Source organism: Methylocella silvestris (assembly GCF_002891535.1).
GTDB lineage: Bacteria > Pseudomonadota > Alphaproteobacteria > Rhizobiales > Beijerinckiaceae > Methylocapsa > Methylocapsa silvestris_A.
In genome coordinates this window covers 23,821-41,791 of record NZ_PDZR01000021.1, presented here as the reverse complement: position 1 = coordinate 41,791, position 17,971 = coordinate 23,821, and the positions used below count along the sequence as shown (strand labels likewise).

Genomic DNA, 17,971 nt, shown 5'->3' with positions numbered 1-17,971 from the left:
CGTGTTCATTGAACAAATACAGCCGCTGATCGCCCAACATGGCTATTGGGCCGTTTTTTTTATTGTCATGCTCGAGAGCGCCGGCGTGCCTTTGCCCGGCGAAACCGTGCTGCTGCTCGCGGCGGGATACGCCGGGGCGACGGGAAATCTCGATATCGTCTGGGTTGTCATCGCGGCGGCGGCGGGCGCGATCATCGGCGACAATATCGGCTTCTGGGTCGGCCGCACTTTCGGCGCGAAGCTGCTGGTACGCTACGGCAAATTCATCCATCTGCCGGAATCGCGCCTGAAGCTCGGGCAGCATCTGTTTGAAAAGCACGGCGGCAAGATTGTCTTCTTCGGCCGCTTCGTCGCTTTTTTGCGCGTCCTCGCCGCTTTGCTGGCGGGCGTCAACAAATATAGCTGGGGCAAATTCCTGTTTTTCAACGCGACCGGCGGCGTGCTGTGGGCGATCCTCATGGGCGCCGGCGCCTTCTTCTTCGGCGACGCCATGCATCGCGTCAGCGGCCCGCTCGGCGTTCTGGCGCTCCTCTTTGTCGTCGCGGGCGTGGTTGTCGCCGCGATCCTGATGCGGCGCGAGGAGAAAAAGCTTGCCGAGGAACTGACGGACGTCAGGTAGAATCCCGGAACGAAGCGCTGCGGCAGGGCGTTGGCGAAGAAATGTCCCATTGAGGAGACTTCGCCATGTTGAGAAAAGTCGCGGCTGTTCTGGCGGCATTGACCACTCTGACGGCGCCATTCGCCATGGCGCAATCCGCGCCTGGCGCTCCTGGAACATCGCAAGTCATCCCGGAAAAACAGGGCGAGCCCTTGAACGCCGGCCGGAGCGAGAGTCTTAGCGGCAAGCTTGACGAAAGCGGCGGCGTCATCAAACCTAAGCCCGGCGTTGATCCCGGCATCGTCAAGCCCGCGCCTGTTCCCGAGCCCAATTCGACGCCGGTGATCCCGCCATCCGGACCGGAAGCGAAATAAGACCGACGCCCGCGAGTTGTGGCTTGGCGCGTTGTTAAGGTTTGGAAGGCGCCCGCGGGGCGCCTTTTTCATCCAGGAAGACGCATGAACGACGCCGAATCCGCCGCCAGCGAAGCGCTTGCCTTCAACCGCGCTTTCGATGCGACCGCCGGGGCGCCTGAATTTCTGTCGCCGCTGGTCCGCCGCATCGTCGCCGACAATCCCGGCCCTATGACCTTTACCGGAACATGCTCCTATATCGTCGGCAAGGGCGAGGTCGCGATCATCGATCCCGGTCCCGCAAGCGAAAGCCATCTGGCGGCGCTCACCCACGCCCTGCGGGGCGAAAAGGTCGCCGCCATCCTCGTCACCCATACGCATAAGGATCATGCGCCGGGCGCGCGTTTGCTGCAGGCCGCGACCGGCGCGCTTATCCTCGGCTGCGCGCCCTTTGCGCACGCCGCCGGGGGCGGCTCGCACGATCTTCTCCATGCGCCTGATCGAATCCTGCGCGAGGGCGATCGTTTTGAAGGGGATGGATTTTCGCTCGTTGCCGTCGAAACGCCGGGTCATACCTCAAATCATCTGGCCTTCGCCTTGCCGCAGGAGCAGGCGCTGTTTTCCGGCGACCATGTCATGGCCTGGTCAACCACGGTCGTTATTCCGCCCGACGGCTCAATGCGCGATTACATGAATTCGCTCGACAGGCTGCGCCAGCGCGACGACAGGATCTATTGGCCGGGCCATGGCGGCCCGGTGAGCGAGCCGCAACGCTTCGTCCGCGCGCTCGCGCATCACCGCCGCCAGCGCGAGCAGGCGATCCTGTCGCGGCTGGAAAAGGGCGACGCCACGGTCGAGGCGATCGTCGCCAATGTTTATGAAAATCTACCGGAAAATCTGCGTTTCGCAGCTGCCCTGTCGACGCTGGCGCATCTTCAGGACCTTGCCGACCGCGGGCTCGTCGCTTCCGAGAACGCGGCGGCGACGCTGGCCAGCCGTTTCACGCTGGCCTGAGGCGCCCGCTATTTCTTGTCGACCTGCGCCTCGAGCGAAGCCTCGAACACAGCGATGTTGCGCTGGTTGACGCCGAAATCGAACGGGCCGAAGCGAGAGGCCGAGCGAATGTCGACGCGCGTCTGGTCGGTCAACGGCCGCACCCGGATCGTGATGTCGGACGGAAAGCCCAAGATCATGCTGCGGGCGATGGCGTCGATATGGCCAATCCCCATGCGCCCGCCCGGCGGCGTCTGTTCGACGATCTTCCAGCCGCTGGCCGCCACCGCCTTGAGAACGGCGGCATAGGCTTCATTGCCTTCGAGATCGAGCAGGATCGGCAGGATCTTCGGAAAGGCCGCCGCCTGAGCGCGGCGCTTCGCCGTCGGCAGGCTTTGCGGCGTCGCGCCGCCCCGCGCGGCGAGGGCAGCGCGCGAGGTTGAAAATATGGGCGGATCGGCAAGATCAGTCGAAAAGTCGGTCAATCGTGGCGTGTGCGCCATTTTAGCAACGAGATAGGCAGGATAGGCGACGAGAAGCAGCGCCAGCAGGAGCCCGGCCGTCGCCTGCCCCGCGCCCTGACGGCCGGTGCGCCAGATGAAAACGAAGGCCAGCAGCGCGCAGACCACGGCAGCCGCCGCAAGGCCGATTGAGCCGCCGAGGACGGCAAGCGCCGCCGGCGGATCAAGCCCCGCCCGCGCCGCCGCAACGCCGATCAGCGCGACGGCCACGGCAAAAGCCGCAAGCCGGCGGCTCAGCAGCGCCGATCGCGAAAATGGCTCTTCGAGGATCAGCCGCCGCATGGCGCCCCTGCAGTCCCACGCAAACCACCCTGTCGCGGGCGGCACGTTTTTCATCGCATGGCGGACGAGCCCGTCGCAAGAGCGGCGTTCCAGAATGCTAGCCGAGGTCGCTGCGCGGATTGTAGGGCTTCTGGCTTTCCCATTTGCGCATCAGCGCGGCCAGTTCCTGATCTGTCTCGTCCGGCAGCACGACGCGCAGGGTTATCAACAGATCGCCCGCCGCGCCCTGCGGATTGGGCAGTCCCTTGCCGCGCAGCCGCAGGGTGCGGCCGCCGTTGGAGCCAGGCGGCACGGCGAGCTCCACGGCGCCGTCAAGGGTCGGCGCATTGATCTTGGCGCCCAGGACGGCCTCATAAAGCGCCACCGGCAGATCGAGACGCAGATCTCGACCGTCGACGCGGAAGAAAGGGTGTTTGGAAATTTTGACCGTGACGAGCGCGTCGCCCGGCTCGCCGCCGCCAAGGCTTGGGGCGCCCTGACGCTTCAGGCGGATTTGCTTGCCGTCCTCGATTCCAGCCGGAATGGTGACTTCGAGGGTGCGCCCGCTCGGCAAGGTCACGCGGGCGGCGCCGCCATGCACCGCATCGTTCAGGCTGACGCTGACGTTCGCCGTAACATCCTCGCCGCGCGGCGGCGGCGCACCTGCCCCGCGCGCGCCCCGACGCGCCGCTCCGGCGCCAAATAATTCGCTGAAAATATCGCTCGGGTCCGGTCCCGCGCCGGCGCGGCCGCCGCCGAAATTGAACTCGAACCCTTCAAAGCCCGCCCCCGCGCCTGCCTTGGCGCGGCGCCCGCCGCCAAATCCGCCCGCGCCGGCGCCAAAGCCCTCAAAGCCCGGATGACGCGGCTTGCCTTCGGCGTCGATTTCGCCGCGATCGAAGGCGGCGCGCTTTTTTTCGTCGCCGAGGATTTCATAAGCCGAACTGATTTCGGCGAATTTTTCCTTCGCCTTCACCTCTTTGCTTTGATCGGGATGGAATTTTTTGGCGAGCTTGCGGAAAGCCGCCTTGATCTCGGCCGCATCTGCGCCCTTTGCCACGCCAAGAACAGTATAAGGATCACGCATCGATTGAGCCCACTCCAAACGCTCGCCCAGACCCCGGCGCCAGCGCCCATGTCTCGTTTCGAAAATGGGGAATGTTTCGGCGACGCGCAAGGCTTGCGCCTTTAAAGCCGCGCTTGCGGTCCGCCAGGGTTTCGGCTGGCGCTAAGCCGGAGGGAAGCCGGCGAGGCCGGCTCAAGCCTTCTTCGCCGGGCGGACCTCGAGGATTCCCCAGTCGCCGCTCTTGTCGGCGCAGGCGACGCCTTCCATCGCATTCGTTGCGCCCTTGCGCTGCACGTCGGTGCGAAAGGCGCGGCAGATCTTGGCTTCTGACGGATAGGCTTTTCCAAGCGGGGCGAAAGAGCCCTTCGCGCCTGACTCGGGATTGTCCCAGCCGACCTCCGTGCCATTTCCCTGCGGGTCGAGAGCCGTCGAGAGGGCCGCTTTGGCCCGGCGCCAATCCTCGGCGTCGAGCAGGCGCTCGAGCGGCGAACTTTCGATCGAGCCCGTGACGTCGTCCCTTGAGCTCGTCAGCGTCGCGATCGGCAGGGAGACCGCGCAACCGGACAGGCAGGCGCCGGCCAGCATCAACGGCAACAGGCGAAGGGCGCTCCCCGCCAGCCCGTCAGGCGCTAGAAAGGCAGACAAAAGCAGGCCGGCGCGACGAATCCTGGAGAGCGACCTCAATTGATGATAATGGCGCACGAGCCGTCCTGTCACAACTTCAACCGCTCGCAAAAAGTGTTGCCCGCCGATCGCGACGATTTGGGATGAACCAATCCAAAATCATGAATCGCGATCGATTCCGAGAGTTTGGAGCATGATGTCGGTCCGAAGAGTCTACAACTTTTCGGCATCTGCCCTGGGGAGATTTAGCCTTGAACAAGTTAACGGGGGATGACCTTGCCGACGCGCTTGAGCCGTTCGATTTGTTCGACTCCTGGTTTGCCGAGGCGCGCAAGGCCGAGTTGAACGATCCGGAGGCGATGGCGCTGGCGAGCGTCGACGCCGACGGGCTTCCCGACGTCCGCATGGTGCTGCTCAAGGAGGCGGGCCCGGCGGGATTCGTTTTCTACAGCAACGCCGAAAGCGCGAAGGGGCGCGAACTTGCGGCAAATCCCGGGGCCGCCGCCGTCATGCACTGGAAATCGCTGCGCCGCCAGGTGCGCTTTCGCGGCGCCGTGACGCAAGTGTCAGGAGCCGAGGCCGACGCCTATTTCGCCTCAAGAGCCCGCGAAAGCCGGATCGGCGCCTGGGCGAGCCAGCAGTCCCGCCCGCTCGAAAGCCGCTTCGCGCTTGAAAAAGCCGTCGCCAAATATGCGCTGAAATACGCCATCGGCGAAATCCCGCGCCCGCCCTATTGGACCGGCTACCGGATCGCGCCGGTGCAGATCGAGTTCTGGTCGGACGGGGCCTTCCGCCTGCATGACCGCATCGTCTTCCGCCGCGATTCTGTCGGCGCGGCCTGGCGCAAGGAGCGACTCTACCCGTGAGCAGCCAGTCCACGGCCGAACCCGCGCCAGAATCGGCGCGGCTCTATCCGGCCTATCCGTTTCTCGCCGTCAGCATCGCCGTGTTCCGCGGCGGCGCGGTGCTGCTTGCAACCCGCACGCGGGCGCCCTTCGCGGGCGATTTCTCGCTGCCTGGCGGGCTGGTTGAGGCCGGCGAAACGCTTGAAGCCGCGGCCCTGCGCGAACTCGCCGAAGAGGTCCAGGTGGAGGCGCGCATATTCGGCTTCAATCGCCATGTCGAATCGATCGAACGCGACGCGAGCGGCAGGATCAAGCGTCATTTTGTCATCGCTTCCTTCATCGGCGAATGGATTTCCGGCGAGGGTACGCCGGGCCCCGAAGCCGGCCGGGTCTTATGGGCGCCTCCCGCCGCACTCGCGCGCCTGCCGTGCACGCCGCTGACAGCCGAGGTCGTCGAGGGCGCCGCCGCCAGATATTTTCGCGCCGCGACGCCGCGCTGACGGACCGCCGCTTTTCAAAGCTGCGCAAACATGGCTAGAGTTTCAGCATGTCATCGCAAGCCGGCCGGACCAATGACGCTTAGCGGCAGTAGACCGCAAACAAGAACCGCGCTCGTCCTTGCCGCGGCGCTTATGCTGCTTCCGGCGGCATTGCCGTCGGCAGCCGCGCAAAATTCGCAGCCAAACGGCCTCCCCTTTCCGATCCCCTGGTTTGCGCCTCCTGCGCCTGCTCCTGAGCCGGCCAAGGAGCCAAAGCATTCAAGACCCGCGCATACTAAGCCGAAGCGAGAGGCAAGGCCCGCCGCGCCCAAGACCGAAACCGCCAAGGGCGCGCCCGCCCCGGAGGCAGGCAAAGGAGCCAGCGCCAAAACCGATCCGGCTCCGGCAACGCCCGAAACGCCGCCGCCGCCGTATGAGCCGCAGATCCTGCGGCTCGCGGAAATTCTCGGCGCGCTCGCCTATCTCGACGACATTTGCGGCGCCAAGGATGATTGGCGCAAAAAGATGCAGGATTTTCTCGAGGCTGAAGCCCGGACCGTGGACCGCAAGGAACGGCTCGCCGGGGCGTTCAACCGCAGCTTCCATGATTATGAGCAATCCTATCAGGCCTGCTCGCCCAATGCGCAGATCGTCATCAGTCGCTTCCTGAGCGAAGGCGGCAAGCTTGCGCGCGATGTCGCGAACCGCTTCAGCGCCTCCTGATCCCGCCCCTTTAACCTCGCCCGCAGCAGACCCGCCCGTGAAGAACCTCATCACCGATGTCGCCGGCCTTCGCGTCGGCAACGCCCAGGACGCAAGGATCGCCTCTGGCGTCACGACGGTTTTGTTCGAGGCCCCGGCCGCGGCCTCGATCGCCATCCATGGCGGCGCGCCCGGCGGCCGCGACACCGCGCTGCTCGAGCCCGGCATGACGGTCGAGGCCGTCAATGCGCTCGTGCTGTCCGGCGGCTCTGTTTACGGCCTCGATGCGATGGGCGGCGTCACCGCCTTTTTGCGCGTGCAGGGCCAGGGCTTTTCAGTGGGCGCAGTCAAGGTGCCGATCGCCCCCGGCGCCGTGCTGTTCGATCTCCTCAACGGCGGCGACAAGGATTTTGGCCCCGAGCCGATCTATTGGCGGCTTGGTTTTGAAGCGGCGGCCGCGGCGGCCCTGGATTTTCCGCTCGGCACGGCAGGCGCCGGCTATGGCGCGACGACCGCCGATCTCAAGGGCGGCCTCGGCTCGGCGAGCGCAACGAGCGCTTCGGGGTTTACGGTGGGGGCGCTCGTCGCCGTCAATGCGATCGGCCGGGCGACCATCGGCGAGGGACCGCATTTCTGGGCGGCGCCCTATGAGCGCGGAGCGGAATTCGGCGGGCTCGGCTGGCCCGCCGTGTGGCCGGGCGCCGATTTCAAGATCAAGAGCGTCGAGCCGCAGAATACGACCATCGCGATCGTCGCCACCGACGCGGCGCTGACAAGGTCCGAGGCCAAGCGCCTCGCCGTGATGGCGCAGGACGGCATGGCGCGCGCGCTGCGCCCGGCTCATGCGGCGATGGACGGCGATACGGTTTTTTCGGCGGCGACCGGGCTCGCGCCCAAACCCGCCACGCTGACCGACAAGATCGAGATCGGCGCGCTCGCCGCCGATTGCCTGGCGCGGGCCATCGCCCGCGCGATTTATGAGGCGCGGGCGCTGCCCTTCGCGGCGAGCCCGCCAGATTGGCGCAAGCGATTTGGCAATAGTTAGACCTGGAATTCCGTGGGGGGATTTTTTTAAAATGGCGACATCTTTTGCAAGGCGCTTCTGCAGTTTCGCCGGCGCATTATGCGCGCTTGCCGCTCTTGCGATCGGCGCCGCCGGGGGCGCCTGCGCGCAAGACCCCGTCTGGCGCGTCCCGGACATCGGCGCCTTGCCCGATGATGCGCATGGCAGGCTTGTCAGACAGGGCCGCGAAATCATAACGCAAACCGCCGCTCTGATCGGACCCGGCGCTCCCGATCCGTCACAGCGCTTCGCCGGCAACAATCTGGCCTGTGCAGATTGTCACCTTTTGGCCGGAACAAAGAAATTCGGCCTGCCGCTGTTCGGCCTCATCGCCGATTTCCCCGCCTACAGCGCGCGGCGCGGCGCTGAGATTTCTCTGCCGCAGCGGATCGACTCCTGTTTGACCCGCAGCCTCAACGGCCGCGCCGCGCCGGCGGGTTCGCCGGCGATTGTCGCGCTTGTCGCCTATCTCGACTTTCTCTCGTCTGGCATGACGCCGGGCGAGCAACTAACCGGGCACGGCTCCGGCGCGATGCCCGAACTGGATCGCGCCGCCGATCCAAAGCGCGGCGAGCCGATCTACGCCGCGATTTGCGCCTCCTGCCACCGCGCCGACGGCGCCGGCTTGCCGCGCGATCCGGGCGCATTGCGCCTTGGCTACGCCGTCCCGCCGCTTTGGGGCGCGGACAGTTTTAACGACGGCGCGGGCATGGCGCGGCTGATCACAATGGCGAATTTCGCCCATTCGAACATGCCGGCGGGCGCCGATTATCTGAACCCGAAACTATCCGCCGAGGACGCCTGGGACGTCGCGGCGTTCGTCGAATCCCAGCCGCGGCCGCAAAAGCCTGGCCTCGACCATGATTTTCCTGATCTCATCGAAAAGCCGATCGACGCGCCCTATGGCCCTTACGCCGACGGTTTTGGCGCGGAGCAGCACAAATACGGGCCGTTCGCGCCGATGCGCGCCAAGATCGCGCGGCTGAAGGCGGAGCCGGGAGAAAAGGCCCGATAGAGGGTTAAGCATCCGCCCGAAAAACTGAAGGCTTCTTGGATGACGCGGATGCGTTGAACGACGGCGTTAGCGAAAAAGCCCGATCCAGTCAGATCGGCTTTTGCTCCCGTCGAGCGGGCTCCCCTCCCGGCCAAGGCCAGCGGCGGCATGAGCCAAACGAAGCGCCGGCTGCGTTTGCAAGCAAAGCCAGATGAACCAGACCGCGGTCAGCGGCCGGTCCGTCACCGCTTTCCGCCGGGTCCGCCGAAGAAGAGCGTCGAGAAGTTGGGTGAGTTGAGATAGCTGAACGAGGCCGTATAGGCCCAGGGCCAGTCCTGCGAAACCGTCAAATTGGCGGAAACAGACGGGCCGCTCGCGGGAATGTAAAATATGTCGCTCTGATAGGCCGCTTTACCGAAACCGAGGCTGGCGAATTTACCGCTGCCCATCGCCGGCCAGCTCTTCGTGCCGACAGTTTCGCCGCCATAGTCGATTTCCTCCGCCGCGATGCTCATCGCGCCACCGTTATAGAGCGAGGCGGGATAATAGCCGATCGCATTCGCGGCGGCCGTCCCGTTCACATAGAGCCACCATTTGCCTTGATACAGGAAATACATGAGCTCGAGCGCAACCTGCTTTTTCGGCGAGGTGCTCCACGGCTTGAGCGCGCCGCCGATCGCAAAGGTATTGCTGGTCTGCACGAAGGCGGCGCAGGTCAGATTGTAGCAGCCTTTGGTTGTATAGCCGTCCGACGTCCAATAGATGAAAAAGACGGGCTTCGCCGTTTTATAGAACTTCGGGTAGACCTGCCAGCCCGTCTCGGCGGTTTGCAGTCGGCTCCCGTTGCCTCCAACATACCAATGCTGCGACAAAGAAAAGATCTGACTCGCGGCGACAGGCGGCTTCCACAAGTTCAGAAAACTGTGACCGCCCACATTGCTGATTTCCTGGTAGGCGTGCGCGTAGCGATGCGTCGCCTGGACCGCGGATGACGAGCTTGCCGCTCGCCGCGGCAAGCCGCCCGCGCCGTCAGGACTCTTGCGAAAGAAATCCTGCAGGCTGGCGAATCGGCCGATTTGTTCGGGCGTGACGCGCGCCATCGGGATCGCGCCATCGGCGCAGGCCATGGCGTTGCCGAACCGGTCGGTCTCGGCGGCGCTGACATTGCTCGCCCTGGTTTGCCCGTCCGCAGACGCTGCCCGCAAGAGGCTTTTGGGTATGTCGGGGGGCGTCGGCAGCGGCTCTGTGGAGCCATGCAGCGCCGGCTGCTGCATGATCGGAATACAGTCGAACGCCGTGTCGTTGGCGTCGACGAAGCTGTGTTTCACAGCTTTCGCATCGACGCCCGCGTAGAGCGAAGCGAGATAGGATTGCGCTTGCGTCGGCGCGGAGCGGGCCGACGCGACGGCAGGCGTCGCGCTCGCTGCTGCGCCGGATTGCGAAGAGGCGATCCCGGCGAGGAATTCGGCGAAGGGCTGCAGGCTTTGCGCCGCCTGAGGAGCATCTTCGGCCATCACCGCCAGCGGCGAATAAAAGACTGACGCAACGGCAAGCGCCGTTATCCGAACCATCTTCATAAACGCCCTCCGGCAAGTTTTCATTGGGGATCGACAACTATTCATCGACCCTCTGCGCCACGGAGTAAGCGGCTTGTTGTCTTTTTATGAGACCTTGTGGCGCGCCACAAGCAGCGTTCCGCACATTCTTCGCGGAGGCTGAACGGATCGCCCCCCGATTTACAGAACGCCACGGCGTTGACACCCGCTTTGATCTGAAAATGTGCGCGTCCCTGCCCCGTTCTCGCCGTCCCGCCAGCTATTTCGGGGGCCCGCCCGTCCGCTCGAGCGGCGCACCGCATTTCGGGCATGATTTCGGCGGGTCGCGAAGAGCGCCGAGCCTGTGGACGCTCGCGCCGCAGGCGTCGCAAAAGCGGATCTGGCGCACCGTGAGGAACCCCCATAGCGCGAGCGCCGGGAAAACAACGATAAGGCTCTCCATCGTCCGGCTTCGGGCCGCGGCGAAAGTCGCAACGCCGCCGAGGACGAGGCCCAGCGCCGCCACATAGAGTGCGAACCAGCGCCGCTTCAGCGCCGCGTTCCGGGAGAAGGAGAAGAACAGAAATCCGGCCCACGCCGCCAGAAAGAGCAGGAATATTGCCTCTGTCGGGAGCGACGCCCCATTCATCTTTCGCCTCGCTGCGTGCGTAGGGCCGCCAGCCATGCGGCCTTTACCTATCCCGGCGCTGGCCTGCGGCGACGGTTCGCCGCGCAACGGCTTTGCCTTGCCCGACTTAGGCGTGCTACGCACCCCCGAAAGGAAGACCGCCGATGATCCCCCGCTATTCCCGCCCCGAAATGGTCGCCGTCTGGGACGCCCAGACGCGGTTCCGCATCTGGTTCGAGATCGAAGCCTATGCCTGCGACGCCCTCGCCGAGATCGGCGTCATCCCCAGGGAAGCCGCCGCGGCGATCTGGATAAAGGCCGGAGGGGTCAAATTCGACGTCGCACGCATCGACGAAATCGAGAAGGTGACCAAGCATGACGTCATCGCCTTTCTGACCCATCTTGGCGAGTTCATCGGCCCCGAGTCGCGCTTCGTGCATCAGGGCATGACGTCGTCCGACGTGCTCGACACCTGCCTCTCGGTGCAGTTGAAGCGGGCCGCCGATATCCTCATCGCGGACGTCGACGCCCTGCTCGCCGCGCTGAAGCGGCGCGCCTTCGAGCATAAGTTCACGCCGACGATCGGGCGCTCGCATGGCATCCATGCCGAGCCAATGACGTTCGGGCTGAAGCTCGCCCAGGCCTATGCCGAATTTTCCCGCGCCAGGGAGCGGCTGGTCCATGCGCGCAAGGAAATTGCGACCTGCGCCATCTCGGGGGCGGTCGGCACCTTCGCCAATATCGATCCGCGCGTCGAAGCCCATGTCGCCGAAAAGCTCGGCCTTGCCGTCGAGCCGGCCTCGACGCAGATCATCCCGCGCGATCGTCACGCCATGTTCTTTGCGACCCTCGCCGTCGTCGCCTCCTCGCTGGAGCGGCTCGCAATCGAGATCCGGCATTTGCAGCGCACCGAAGTGCTGGAGGTCGAGGAATTCTTCTCGGAGGGGCAAAAGGGCTCCTCCGCCATGCCGCACAAGCGCAATCCGGTGCTGACCGAAAATGTGACCGGCCTCGCCCGTCTCGTCCGCGGCATGGCGCTGCCGGCGATGGAGAATGTTGCGCTCTGGCATGAGCGCGACATTTCCCACTCCTCGGTCGAGCGGATGATCGGGCCCGACGCCACGATCACGCTCGACTTTGCGCTCGCGCGCATGACCGGCGTCATCGACAGGCTGCTGATCTATCCCGCCCATATGCAGAAGAATCTGGACCGGCTCGGCGGCCTCATCCATTCGCAGCGGGTTCTGCTGGCGCTGACCCAGAAAGGGATCAGCCGCGAGGATTCCTACGCCTATGTGCAGCGTAACGCGATGCCGGTCTGGCGCGGCGAGGGCGATTTTCTGACGCTGCTCAAAGCCGATCCCGACGTCTCGAAGGCGCTCAGCGACGCCGAACTCGAACAACTGTTCGATCTCGGCTATCATCTGAAAAACGTCGACGTGATTTTTGCGCGCGTCTTCGGCGAGGGTTGAGCCAGCCAAGGCTGGCTGCCCAGAGCCCAAAAACTGAAAGAGAGCCCATGCTTGCAACCAATCGCCTTGAAGCCTCGATCGCCGCTGTCGTCGCGGACGCAAATCTTCACGCGCGCTGGCTCAATACCTTCTCCTATCTCGAATATGTCGGCTTCCGCAAAATCGTCAAAAGCCAGCGCGCCGAGGCGCTGACGGCCGAGATCCTGACCCATGCGCTCGAGGAAGGCCGCCATGCGCTGGGCCTCAAAAAGCTCGCGCTCAAAGTTGGCGGCGACGCCTTTGCGGCCTATGCGCCCGAAAACATGCTCTGCGGCGAGGAGGCGGAGGATTATTTCCAAAGCCTCGACAAGAGCTGCGACGAGGTTTTTGCGGCGCTTCCCGACGCTGCGCGCGCAAAGCTCGTCTATTGCTATGTGACCTGGCTGATCGAGCGCCGCGCGCTTGACGTCTATGGCGTCTACAAGACCGCGCTCGGGGCCTCGCCCATCGCAGGACGCATCGCCGGCCTGCTGATGGAGGAGGAAAAGCACCTTTCCGACATCAGCGCCGAGATCGCCGCGAACGACCCTGAATTTGCAACGCGGGCGCCGCAGCTCGAGGCGGTGGAGGCCGCGCTTTACGAGACCTTCATCGACCGGCTGGTCGCCGAACTGTCGCGCTCGCGCGCATCTTCCGTGGCCCCTGCCGCGGTCACAGCTTAAGCGATGCGGACGGCCGACGCCGATATTCTCTTCGTCCCGGGCCTTGGCGGCTCGGGGCCCGATCACTGGCAAAGCCGCTGGGACGCCAAGCTGCCGACCTCGCGGATCGTCAGCCAGGATGATTTCGACCGGCCGCAGCTCGAAGCCTGGCGCGCGCGCCTCATTGAGGAAATTCGCCGCGCCGAACGCCCGGTCATTCTCGTCGCGCACAGTCTTGGCGCGCTCGCCGTCGCCCATTCCGCCGAGCAATTGCGCGGGCTGCCGGTTGCGGGCGCCTTTCTGGTGGCGCCGCCCGCTCCCGAAAGCGTCGCGGCCCTGCCCTCGGTTGACGCCGCCTTTGCCGCCGATCCGCTGGAAAAACTGCCCTTCCCTTCTCTTGTCATCGCCAGCCGCGACGATCTTTACGGCGCCTTCGAGGACGCCGAACGGCTTGCCAATGCGCTTGGCGCGGAACTTGTCGACGCCGGCAATTCAGGCCACATCAACAGCGAATCTGGGCATGGCCCCTGGCCGGAAGGGCTGATGCGCTTTGCCGGGTTTATAAAAACGCTGTAGCGCGAAAACGCGGCGCAAGGGCGCTCCGCTTCGTGCCTTTCGTCACGGCAAAGCGAGCGCCGCATCGCCATGGTGGCAAACAACCCGCCATGGAGCCAACAATGACCGACATCGACTCGGCCAAGCGACGCCTGCTGACTCAGTTCGGCGTCGACCAGATGAACAACAATCCGGCCGGCATCGGCAATGAATGCACGCATTGGGTCTATGCTGCGCTGTTCGAGGCGCGCGCGCTCGATCATGATCGTGCGCTGCATATCGCCCAAGGCGCCGTGCCCTACACCTGGGGCAAGCATGTTCCGCCGGCCTCCGCGCAACGCGGCGACATCGCGCAATTCCACAGTTTTCAAAACCGCTTTTTCATCTATCTTCCGGATAGCGCGGGCGGATGGCGCGTGCAGACCGCGACCAAGACGCGCGGCCCGAACCACACCGGCATGGTGTTCACGGCGCCGCGCGCGGGCGCCTATTATCAGCTTGAATCGCACATTCACCAATCGGGCGTGCCGCTGATGAAGATTCGCGGCGCTACGATCTTTTATGAGAGCTTCGCGGTGGGCCTGTCGACCTCGGACTTCCAGAGCGTGCAGGGGTCGCAAGCGTGGCCGAAAGGCATTGCGCCAAGCGACACCGACGATCTCATCGAGCGCGTGGACTGGACCGGGCTGCGCGCCGATCATGAAATCACCAACGGACAGGCCGAGCACGCGGTCGCACAGATCCGCCACAACAAGACGCCGACCGTCGACGGAACGGATCAGGCCGTGATCTTCCGCGTACAATCGGCCGGCCATCTGCGCTTCTATTGCCCGCAGGCGAGCGCCGCCCGGCTCGCCATGACGCCGGACCAGCTGCAAAAGGAAAAGGCCGACCTCATTCATCGCCTGATCGTCGGCGGCCGCAAGGGCCACAGCGCGAGCGAAGATCAATATGGCGGCGACAACAAGAAGCAGCGTCTACACGACCACCGCTTCGACTGGAGTTTTACGCCGGCGCCTTAGAACGCTACCCGAGCGCCTGCCAGAAGCGCACCGCCTCGCCCGTCGCGGGCGCGGCGATCTCGCCCTCCCACATCACGCGCGCGCCGCGCACGATTGTCCCGACCGGCCAGCCCAACACCTGCTTGCCGTCATACGGCGTCCAGCCGCAGCGCGAGCCAATCCAGCGATCCTCGATCACCGCCTCGCGTTTCAAATCGACAATCGTGAAATCGGCGTCATAGCCGACGGCGATGCGGCCTTTTCCCGCAATCCCAAACAACCGCGCCGGCCCGGCGCTGGTCAGATCGACGAAGCGTTCGATCGAAAGGCGCCCGGCCGCCACATGGTCGAGCATGATCGGCACGAGGGTCTGCACCCCGGTCATGCCGGACGGGCTCTGCGGATAGGGTTTGGCTTTTTCTTCCAGCGTATGCGGCGCGTGGTCGGAGCCCAAAATATCGGCGACGCTTTCTGCGACCCCCTGCCAGATTTTCTCGCGATGACGCTTGTCGCGCACCGGCGGATTCATCTGCAGTTTTGTCCCGAGCCGGGCGTAATCATCCGCCGACAGGGTCAGATGATGCGGCGTCACTTCGACGCTGGCGAGATCCTTATGGCCCGCGAGAAACTCGATTTCCTCGGCGGTCGAGACATGCAGCACATGCACCAGCGCGCTGCAGCCGCGCGCAATGCGGATCAGCCGCTGCGTCGACTTCAGCGCGGCGATCTCGTCGCGCCAGACCGGATGCGAGGCGGGATCGTTTTCGACGCGCAAATGCTTGCGCTCATTCAGCCGCGGCTCGTCCTCGCTGTGGAACGCCGCGCGCCTCCGCGTCCGGCGCAAGATTGCTTCGACGCCGGCGTCATCCTCGACCAGCAGCGAGCCGGTCGAGGAGCCCATGAACACCTTGATCCCTGCCGCGCCCGGCAGGCGCTCCAGTTCGGGAATCTGATCGACATTATCGGCCGTGCCGCCGACCCAGAAAGCAAAGTCGCAATGCATGCGATGATGCGCCCGCGAAACCTTGTCGGCGAGGGCCGTCGCGCTCGTCGTCAGCGGATTGGTGTTCGGCATTTCAAACACAGCGGTGACGCCGCCAAGCACGGCGGCGCGCGAGCCGGTCTCGAGATCTTCCTTATGCGTCAGGCCCGGCTCGCGAAAATGCACCTGCGTGTCGATGACGCCGGGCAGGATGGTCAGGCCAGCCACTTCGATCGTCTCGGCGGCGGAGGCGCCCCCGAGCTGACCGATCGCCGCTATCTTGCCGGCCGTGACGCCAATGTCGCGCATTCCGACGCCATTATGATCGACGACCGCGCCGCCTTTCAGGAGGAGATCAAATGTTTGCGGCATCCGTTCATCCGTGGTTAGAAATTATAAAAGGCGGCGGCGACGGCGACACTTAAGCGTCGGGCCAGTCCCCTGTCGAGGTTCTTGCCATGCAAAGTCGTTTAAGTTTTCTTGCCGACCGCGGCGTCGTCAGGCTTTTGGGAGCGGAAGCCGAAAAATTCCTGCAAAGGCTCATCACCAACAGCGTTCTTTCCATCGCTCCCGGTGAAAGCCGCTTTTCCGCGCTGCTTTCGCCTCAGGGCAAGCTGATGTTCGATTTTTTCGTGCTGCCGCTGCCTGAGGGCCCGGAGGCCGGATATTATTTCGATTGCGTGCGCGCGCAGGCCCCGGACCTCGTCAAGCGGCTCAACCTGCATAAGATGCGCGCCAAGATCGGCATCGAGGATCTGTCCGAATCGCTCGGCGTCGCGGCTCTCACCGAAGGTGAGGCGCCCTCCGGAATTGGCGCGCTCGCCTATCGCGACATGCGCGCGCCCGGCATGGGGGAGCGCGTCATAGCGTCGCGCGAGGCGCTGGCGCGGATCGCCGACAGCGATGAATCCACCTATGAGGCGCGGCGCATTGCGGCCGGCGTGCCGCGCGGCGGGCGCGATTTCGTCTATGGCGACGCCTTCGTGCAGGACGTCAATCTCGACTGGCTGAATGGCGTCGACTTCAAGAAGGGATGCTATGTCGGCCAGGAAGTCGTGGCGCGCGTGCATTACCGCAAGTCGGCCAAGAAGCGGATCGTGAAGTTCAGCTTTGAGGGGGAGCCGCCGGCGCCCGGCGTCGAGATCGCCGCGGGCGGCCCGCCGCTCGGCCAGGTCGGCTCGATTTCGGGCTCGGAAGGCCTCGCCATGATCCGGCTCGACCGGCTCGAGGACGCCAAGGCGGCGGGCGCCGTCGTGAAGGCGGGCGAGACGCCGATCGCGGTCGCAGCGCCGGAATGAGCAAGGGCGCCGACGCTCGCAGCCGCTGTCCTTGGCCCGGCTCCGATCCGCTGTACGTCGCTTATCATGACGAAGAATGGGGCGTTCCTGAATATGACAGCCGCGCCCTGTTCGAAAAGCTGATCCTCGACGGCTTTCAGGCCGGCCTCTCCTGGATCACGATTTTGCGCAAGCGCGAGGCCTTTCGCGAGGCTTTCGCGGGCTTCGACCCCGAAAAAATCGCTCGTTTCACGCCGGCCAAGGTCGAGGCGCTGATGCAGAACGCCGGCATCGTGCGCAATCGCGCCAAGATTCTGGCGGCGATCGCATCGGCCCGCGCTTTCAGCAAAATCGAGGAAACCTCCGGCTTTGCCGCCTATATCTGGGATTTCGTCGAGGGCGCGCCGGTGCAGAACGGATTTGCTTCGATGAGCGAAATTCCCGCGCATACGCCGCTTTCCGCGCGCATGTCGAAGGATCTGCGCGCCAGGGGCTTCAATTTCTGCGGCCCGACGATCATCTACGCCTTCTGTCAGGCCTGCGGCCTCGTCAATGATCATCTCTCGACCTGCTGGCGGCACAAGGAATGCGCTGCTCTCGCCCGCAAGCCATGAAACCCGGCGCGCCGCCGCGCGAGCCCGAGCGCCCGGCCCCGACCAGAGCCTGGGTGCGGCTCCTTTCCGGCAAGCGGCTCGACCTTCTCAATCCGACGCCTTTCGACTGGGAGGACAGCGACCTCGCCACGGGGCTTGCCCGCACCTATCGCTGGGGCGGACATTCGGCCTGGGATCTGCCGCTCTCCGTCGCCCAGCACTCGCTGCTGGTGCTGGCCCTGCGCCGGCTGTGGCATCCCGCCGTCGACGACCCGCGCGCGGACCTTCGCGAATTGCTCCATGACGCCGACGAGGGGCTCCTCGGCTTCGACTGCATTTCCGTCGTCAAGCCCTTCCTCGGCGAGACTTTTCGCCTTCTGACCGAAAGTCTTGAGCGCGCAGTCGCCCTGCGCTACGGCCTTGCGCCCTGGACGGCGTCCGAGTGGAAGCCGCACAAGCGGGCCGATCGCGTCGCCGCCGCCTCGGAGGCGGTTCATGTCGTCGGCTGGACCAATCGGGAAGTGCGCGCGACGCTCGGCATCGCCCACCAGCCGCTGACCGAGGATCCGCTGACCGCAACCTATGGCGGCGTCCCCTGGGAGCCATGGCCGCCGACGCTTGCGGCCGAACGCTTTCTCGCCGAGCTGCGCGTCTTGAGTTTGCGGCTGGAGCCATGAACTTTTCCGTTGCATCGCTGTTCGAATTAGCTGAATTTTTTATTGCGTTGCGGTATCAAAATCCGCGCAGCG

General features: G+C 64.8%; 21 protein-coding genes. 15 read left to right on the top strand and 6 right to left on the bottom strand.

Going from position 1 to position 17,971, the window contains the following annotated elements; translation table 11 throughout:
- Nucleotide 1: 1 nt before the first annotated feature.
- The 3 genes from CR492_RS15885 (at nucleotide 2) to CR492_RS15875 (ending at nucleotide 1,965) form a co-directional block, all read left to right on the top strand.
- Nucleotides 2-619, top strand: coding sequence for a DedA family protein (locus CR492_RS15885; RefSeq protein WP_102844715.1), 618 nt, complete (start codon nucleotides 2-4; stop codon nucleotides 617-619).
- Nucleotides 620-684: 65 nt separating this feature from the next.
- Nucleotides 685-972, top strand: a complete 288-nt coding sequence (locus tag CR492_RS15880) for a hypothetical protein (protein WP_102844714.1) — start codon at nucleotides 685-687, stop codon at nucleotides 970-972.
- Between the two features lie 84 nt (nucleotides 973-1,056).
- Nucleotides 1,057-1,965, top strand: coding sequence for an MBL fold metallo-hydrolase (locus tag CR492_RS15875; protein WP_102844713.1), 909 nt, complete (start codon nucleotides 1,057-1,059; stop codon nucleotides 1,963-1,965).
- An 8-nt stretch (nucleotides 1,966-1,973) separates the two neighbouring features.
- On the opposite strand, the gene CR492_RS15870 is transcribed toward CR492_RS15875, so the two are convergent.
- The 3 genes from CR492_RS15870 to CR492_RS15860 form a co-directional block, all read right to left on the bottom strand.
- Complete coding sequence (locus tag CR492_RS15870) at nucleotides 1,974-2,747, bottom strand: DUF1499 domain-containing protein (RefSeq protein ID WP_102844712.1); 774 nt, start codon at nucleotides 2,745-2,747, stop codon at nucleotides 1,974-1,976.
- A 97-nt stretch (nucleotides 2,748-2,844) separates the two neighbouring features.
- Nucleotides 2,845-3,813, bottom strand: a complete 969-nt coding sequence (locus tag CR492_RS15865) for a DnaJ C-terminal domain-containing protein (protein ID WP_102844711.1) — start codon at nucleotides 3,811-3,813, stop codon at nucleotides 2,845-2,847.
- A gap of 171 nt (nucleotides 3,814-3,984) precedes the next feature.
- Nucleotides 3,985-4,437 carry an RT0821/Lpp0805 family surface protein gene (locus CR492_RS15860; RefSeq protein ID WP_245412120.1) on the bottom strand — a complete coding sequence of 151 codons (453 nt, stop codon included), beginning with the start codon at nucleotides 4,435-4,437 and terminating at the stop codon, nucleotides 3,985-3,987.
- 230 nt (nucleotides 4,438-4,667) lie between these two features.
- Between CR492_RS15860 and pdxH the strand changes: the two genes are divergently transcribed.
- From pdxH to CR492_RS15835, 5 genes are all read left to right on the top strand, one after another.
- A complete protein-coding gene (gene pdxH, locus CR492_RS15855; RefSeq protein WP_102844710.1) occupies nucleotides 4,668-5,282 on the top strand; it encodes a pyridoxamine 5'-phosphate oxidase in 615 nt (204 codons plus the stop codon).
- Nucleotides 5,279-5,761 carry an NUDIX hydrolase gene (locus CR492_RS15850; RefSeq protein ID WP_102844709.1) on the top strand — a complete coding sequence of 161 codons (483 nt, stop codon included), beginning with the start codon at nucleotides 5,279-5,281 and terminating at the stop codon, nucleotides 5,759-5,761. Before pdxH ends, CR492_RS15850 begins: the two co-directional genes overlap by 4 nt.
- Nucleotides 5,762-5,833: 72 nt before the next feature.
- Nucleotides 5,834-6,463: a TIGR02301 family protein gene (locus tag CR492_RS15845; protein ID WP_245412119.1), complete on the top strand. Its 630-nt coding sequence runs from the start codon at nucleotides 5,834-5,836 to the stop codon at nucleotides 6,461-6,463.
- Between the two features lie 37 nt (nucleotides 6,464-6,500).
- On the top strand, nucleotides 6,501-7,487 hold the full coding sequence (locus CR492_RS15840) for a P1 family peptidase (protein WP_102844707.1): 987 nt from the start codon (nucleotides 6,501-6,503) through the stop codon (nucleotides 7,485-7,487).
- 31 nt (nucleotides 7,488-7,518) lie between these two features.
- A complete protein-coding gene (locus CR492_RS15835) occupies nucleotides 7,519-8,520 on the top strand; it encodes a c-type cytochrome (RefSeq protein ID WP_102844706.1) in 1,002 nt (333 codons plus the stop codon).
- Between the two features lie 221 nt (nucleotides 8,521-8,741).
- Here the strand turns inward: CR492_RS15835 and CR492_RS15830 are convergent, their stop codons facing one another.
- Nucleotides 8,742-10,070: a neprosin family prolyl endopeptidase gene (locus CR492_RS15830; protein ID WP_180982578.1), complete on the bottom strand. Its 1,329-nt coding sequence runs from the start codon at nucleotides 10,068-10,070 to the stop codon at nucleotides 8,742-8,744.
- Nucleotides 10,071-10,314: 244 nt separating this feature from the next.
- Nucleotides 10,315-10,683 carry a zinc ribbon domain-containing protein gene (locus CR492_RS15825; RefSeq protein WP_102844704.1) on the bottom strand — a complete coding sequence of 123 codons (369 nt, stop codon included), beginning with the start codon at nucleotides 10,681-10,683 and terminating at the stop codon, nucleotides 10,315-10,317.
- A 143-nt stretch (nucleotides 10,684-10,826) separates the two neighbouring features.
- Here CR492_RS15825 and purB point away from each other — a divergent pair, with 143 nt between their 5' ends.
- From purB to CR492_RS15805, 4 genes are all read left to right on the top strand, one after another.
- Entirely contained in the window at nucleotides 10,827-12,134 is a 1,308-nt protein-coding gene (gene purB, locus CR492_RS15820; RefSeq protein ID WP_102844703.1) for an adenylosuccinate lyase, read from the top strand.
- A 47-nt stretch (nucleotides 12,135-12,181) separates the two neighbouring features.
- On the top strand, nucleotides 12,182-12,835 hold the full coding sequence (locus tag CR492_RS15815; protein ID WP_102844702.1) for a hypothetical protein: 654 nt from the start codon (nucleotides 12,182-12,184) through the stop codon (nucleotides 12,833-12,835).
- 3 nt (nucleotides 12,836-12,838) lie between these two features.
- Nucleotides 12,839-13,390: an RBBP9/YdeN family alpha/beta hydrolase gene (locus CR492_RS15810; RefSeq protein WP_102844701.1), complete on the top strand. Its 552-nt coding sequence runs from the start codon at nucleotides 12,839-12,841 to the stop codon at nucleotides 13,388-13,390.
- A gap of 101 nt (nucleotides 13,391-13,491) precedes the next feature.
- Nucleotides 13,492-14,391, top strand: a complete 900-nt coding sequence (locus tag CR492_RS15805) for a hypothetical protein (RefSeq protein WP_146030303.1) — start codon at nucleotides 13,492-13,494, stop codon at nucleotides 14,389-14,391.
- A 4-nt stretch (nucleotides 14,392-14,395) separates the two neighbouring features.
- Here CR492_RS15805 and CR492_RS15800 read toward each other — a convergent pair whose 3' ends face one another.
- Nucleotides 14,396-15,724, bottom strand: coding sequence for a dihydroorotase (locus CR492_RS15800; RefSeq protein ID WP_102844699.1), 1,329 nt, complete (start codon nucleotides 15,722-15,724; stop codon nucleotides 14,396-14,398).
- A gap of 86 nt (nucleotides 15,725-15,810) precedes the next feature.
- Here CR492_RS15800 and CR492_RS15795 point away from each other — a divergent pair, with 86 nt between their 5' ends.
- Genes CR492_RS15795 through CR492_RS15785 form a run of 3 tightly spaced genes read left to right on the top strand, consistent with a single transcriptional unit; the run spans nucleotide 15,811 to nucleotide 17,899 of the window.
- Nucleotides 15,811-16,650 carry a YgfZ/GcvT domain-containing protein gene (locus CR492_RS15795; protein ID WP_102844698.1) on the top strand — a complete coding sequence of 280 codons (840 nt, stop codon included), beginning with the start codon at nucleotides 15,811-15,813 and terminating at the stop codon, nucleotides 16,648-16,650.
- The gene (locus CR492_RS15790) at nucleotides 16,647-17,243 is read left to right on the top strand and encodes a DNA-3-methyladenine glycosylase I (RefSeq protein ID WP_102844697.1); all 597 of its coding nucleotides are present in this window, start codon (nucleotides 16,647-16,649) and stop codon (nucleotides 17,241-17,243) included. The genes CR492_RS15795 and CR492_RS15790 overlap by 4 nt, the downstream gene beginning before the upstream one ends.
- Entirely contained in the window at nucleotides 17,216-17,899 is a 684-nt protein-coding gene (locus CR492_RS15785) for a phosphohydrolase (protein ID WP_245412118.1), read from the top strand. Before CR492_RS15790 ends, CR492_RS15785 begins: the two co-directional genes overlap by 28 nt.
- Nucleotides 17,900-17,971 lie beyond the last annotated feature (72 nt).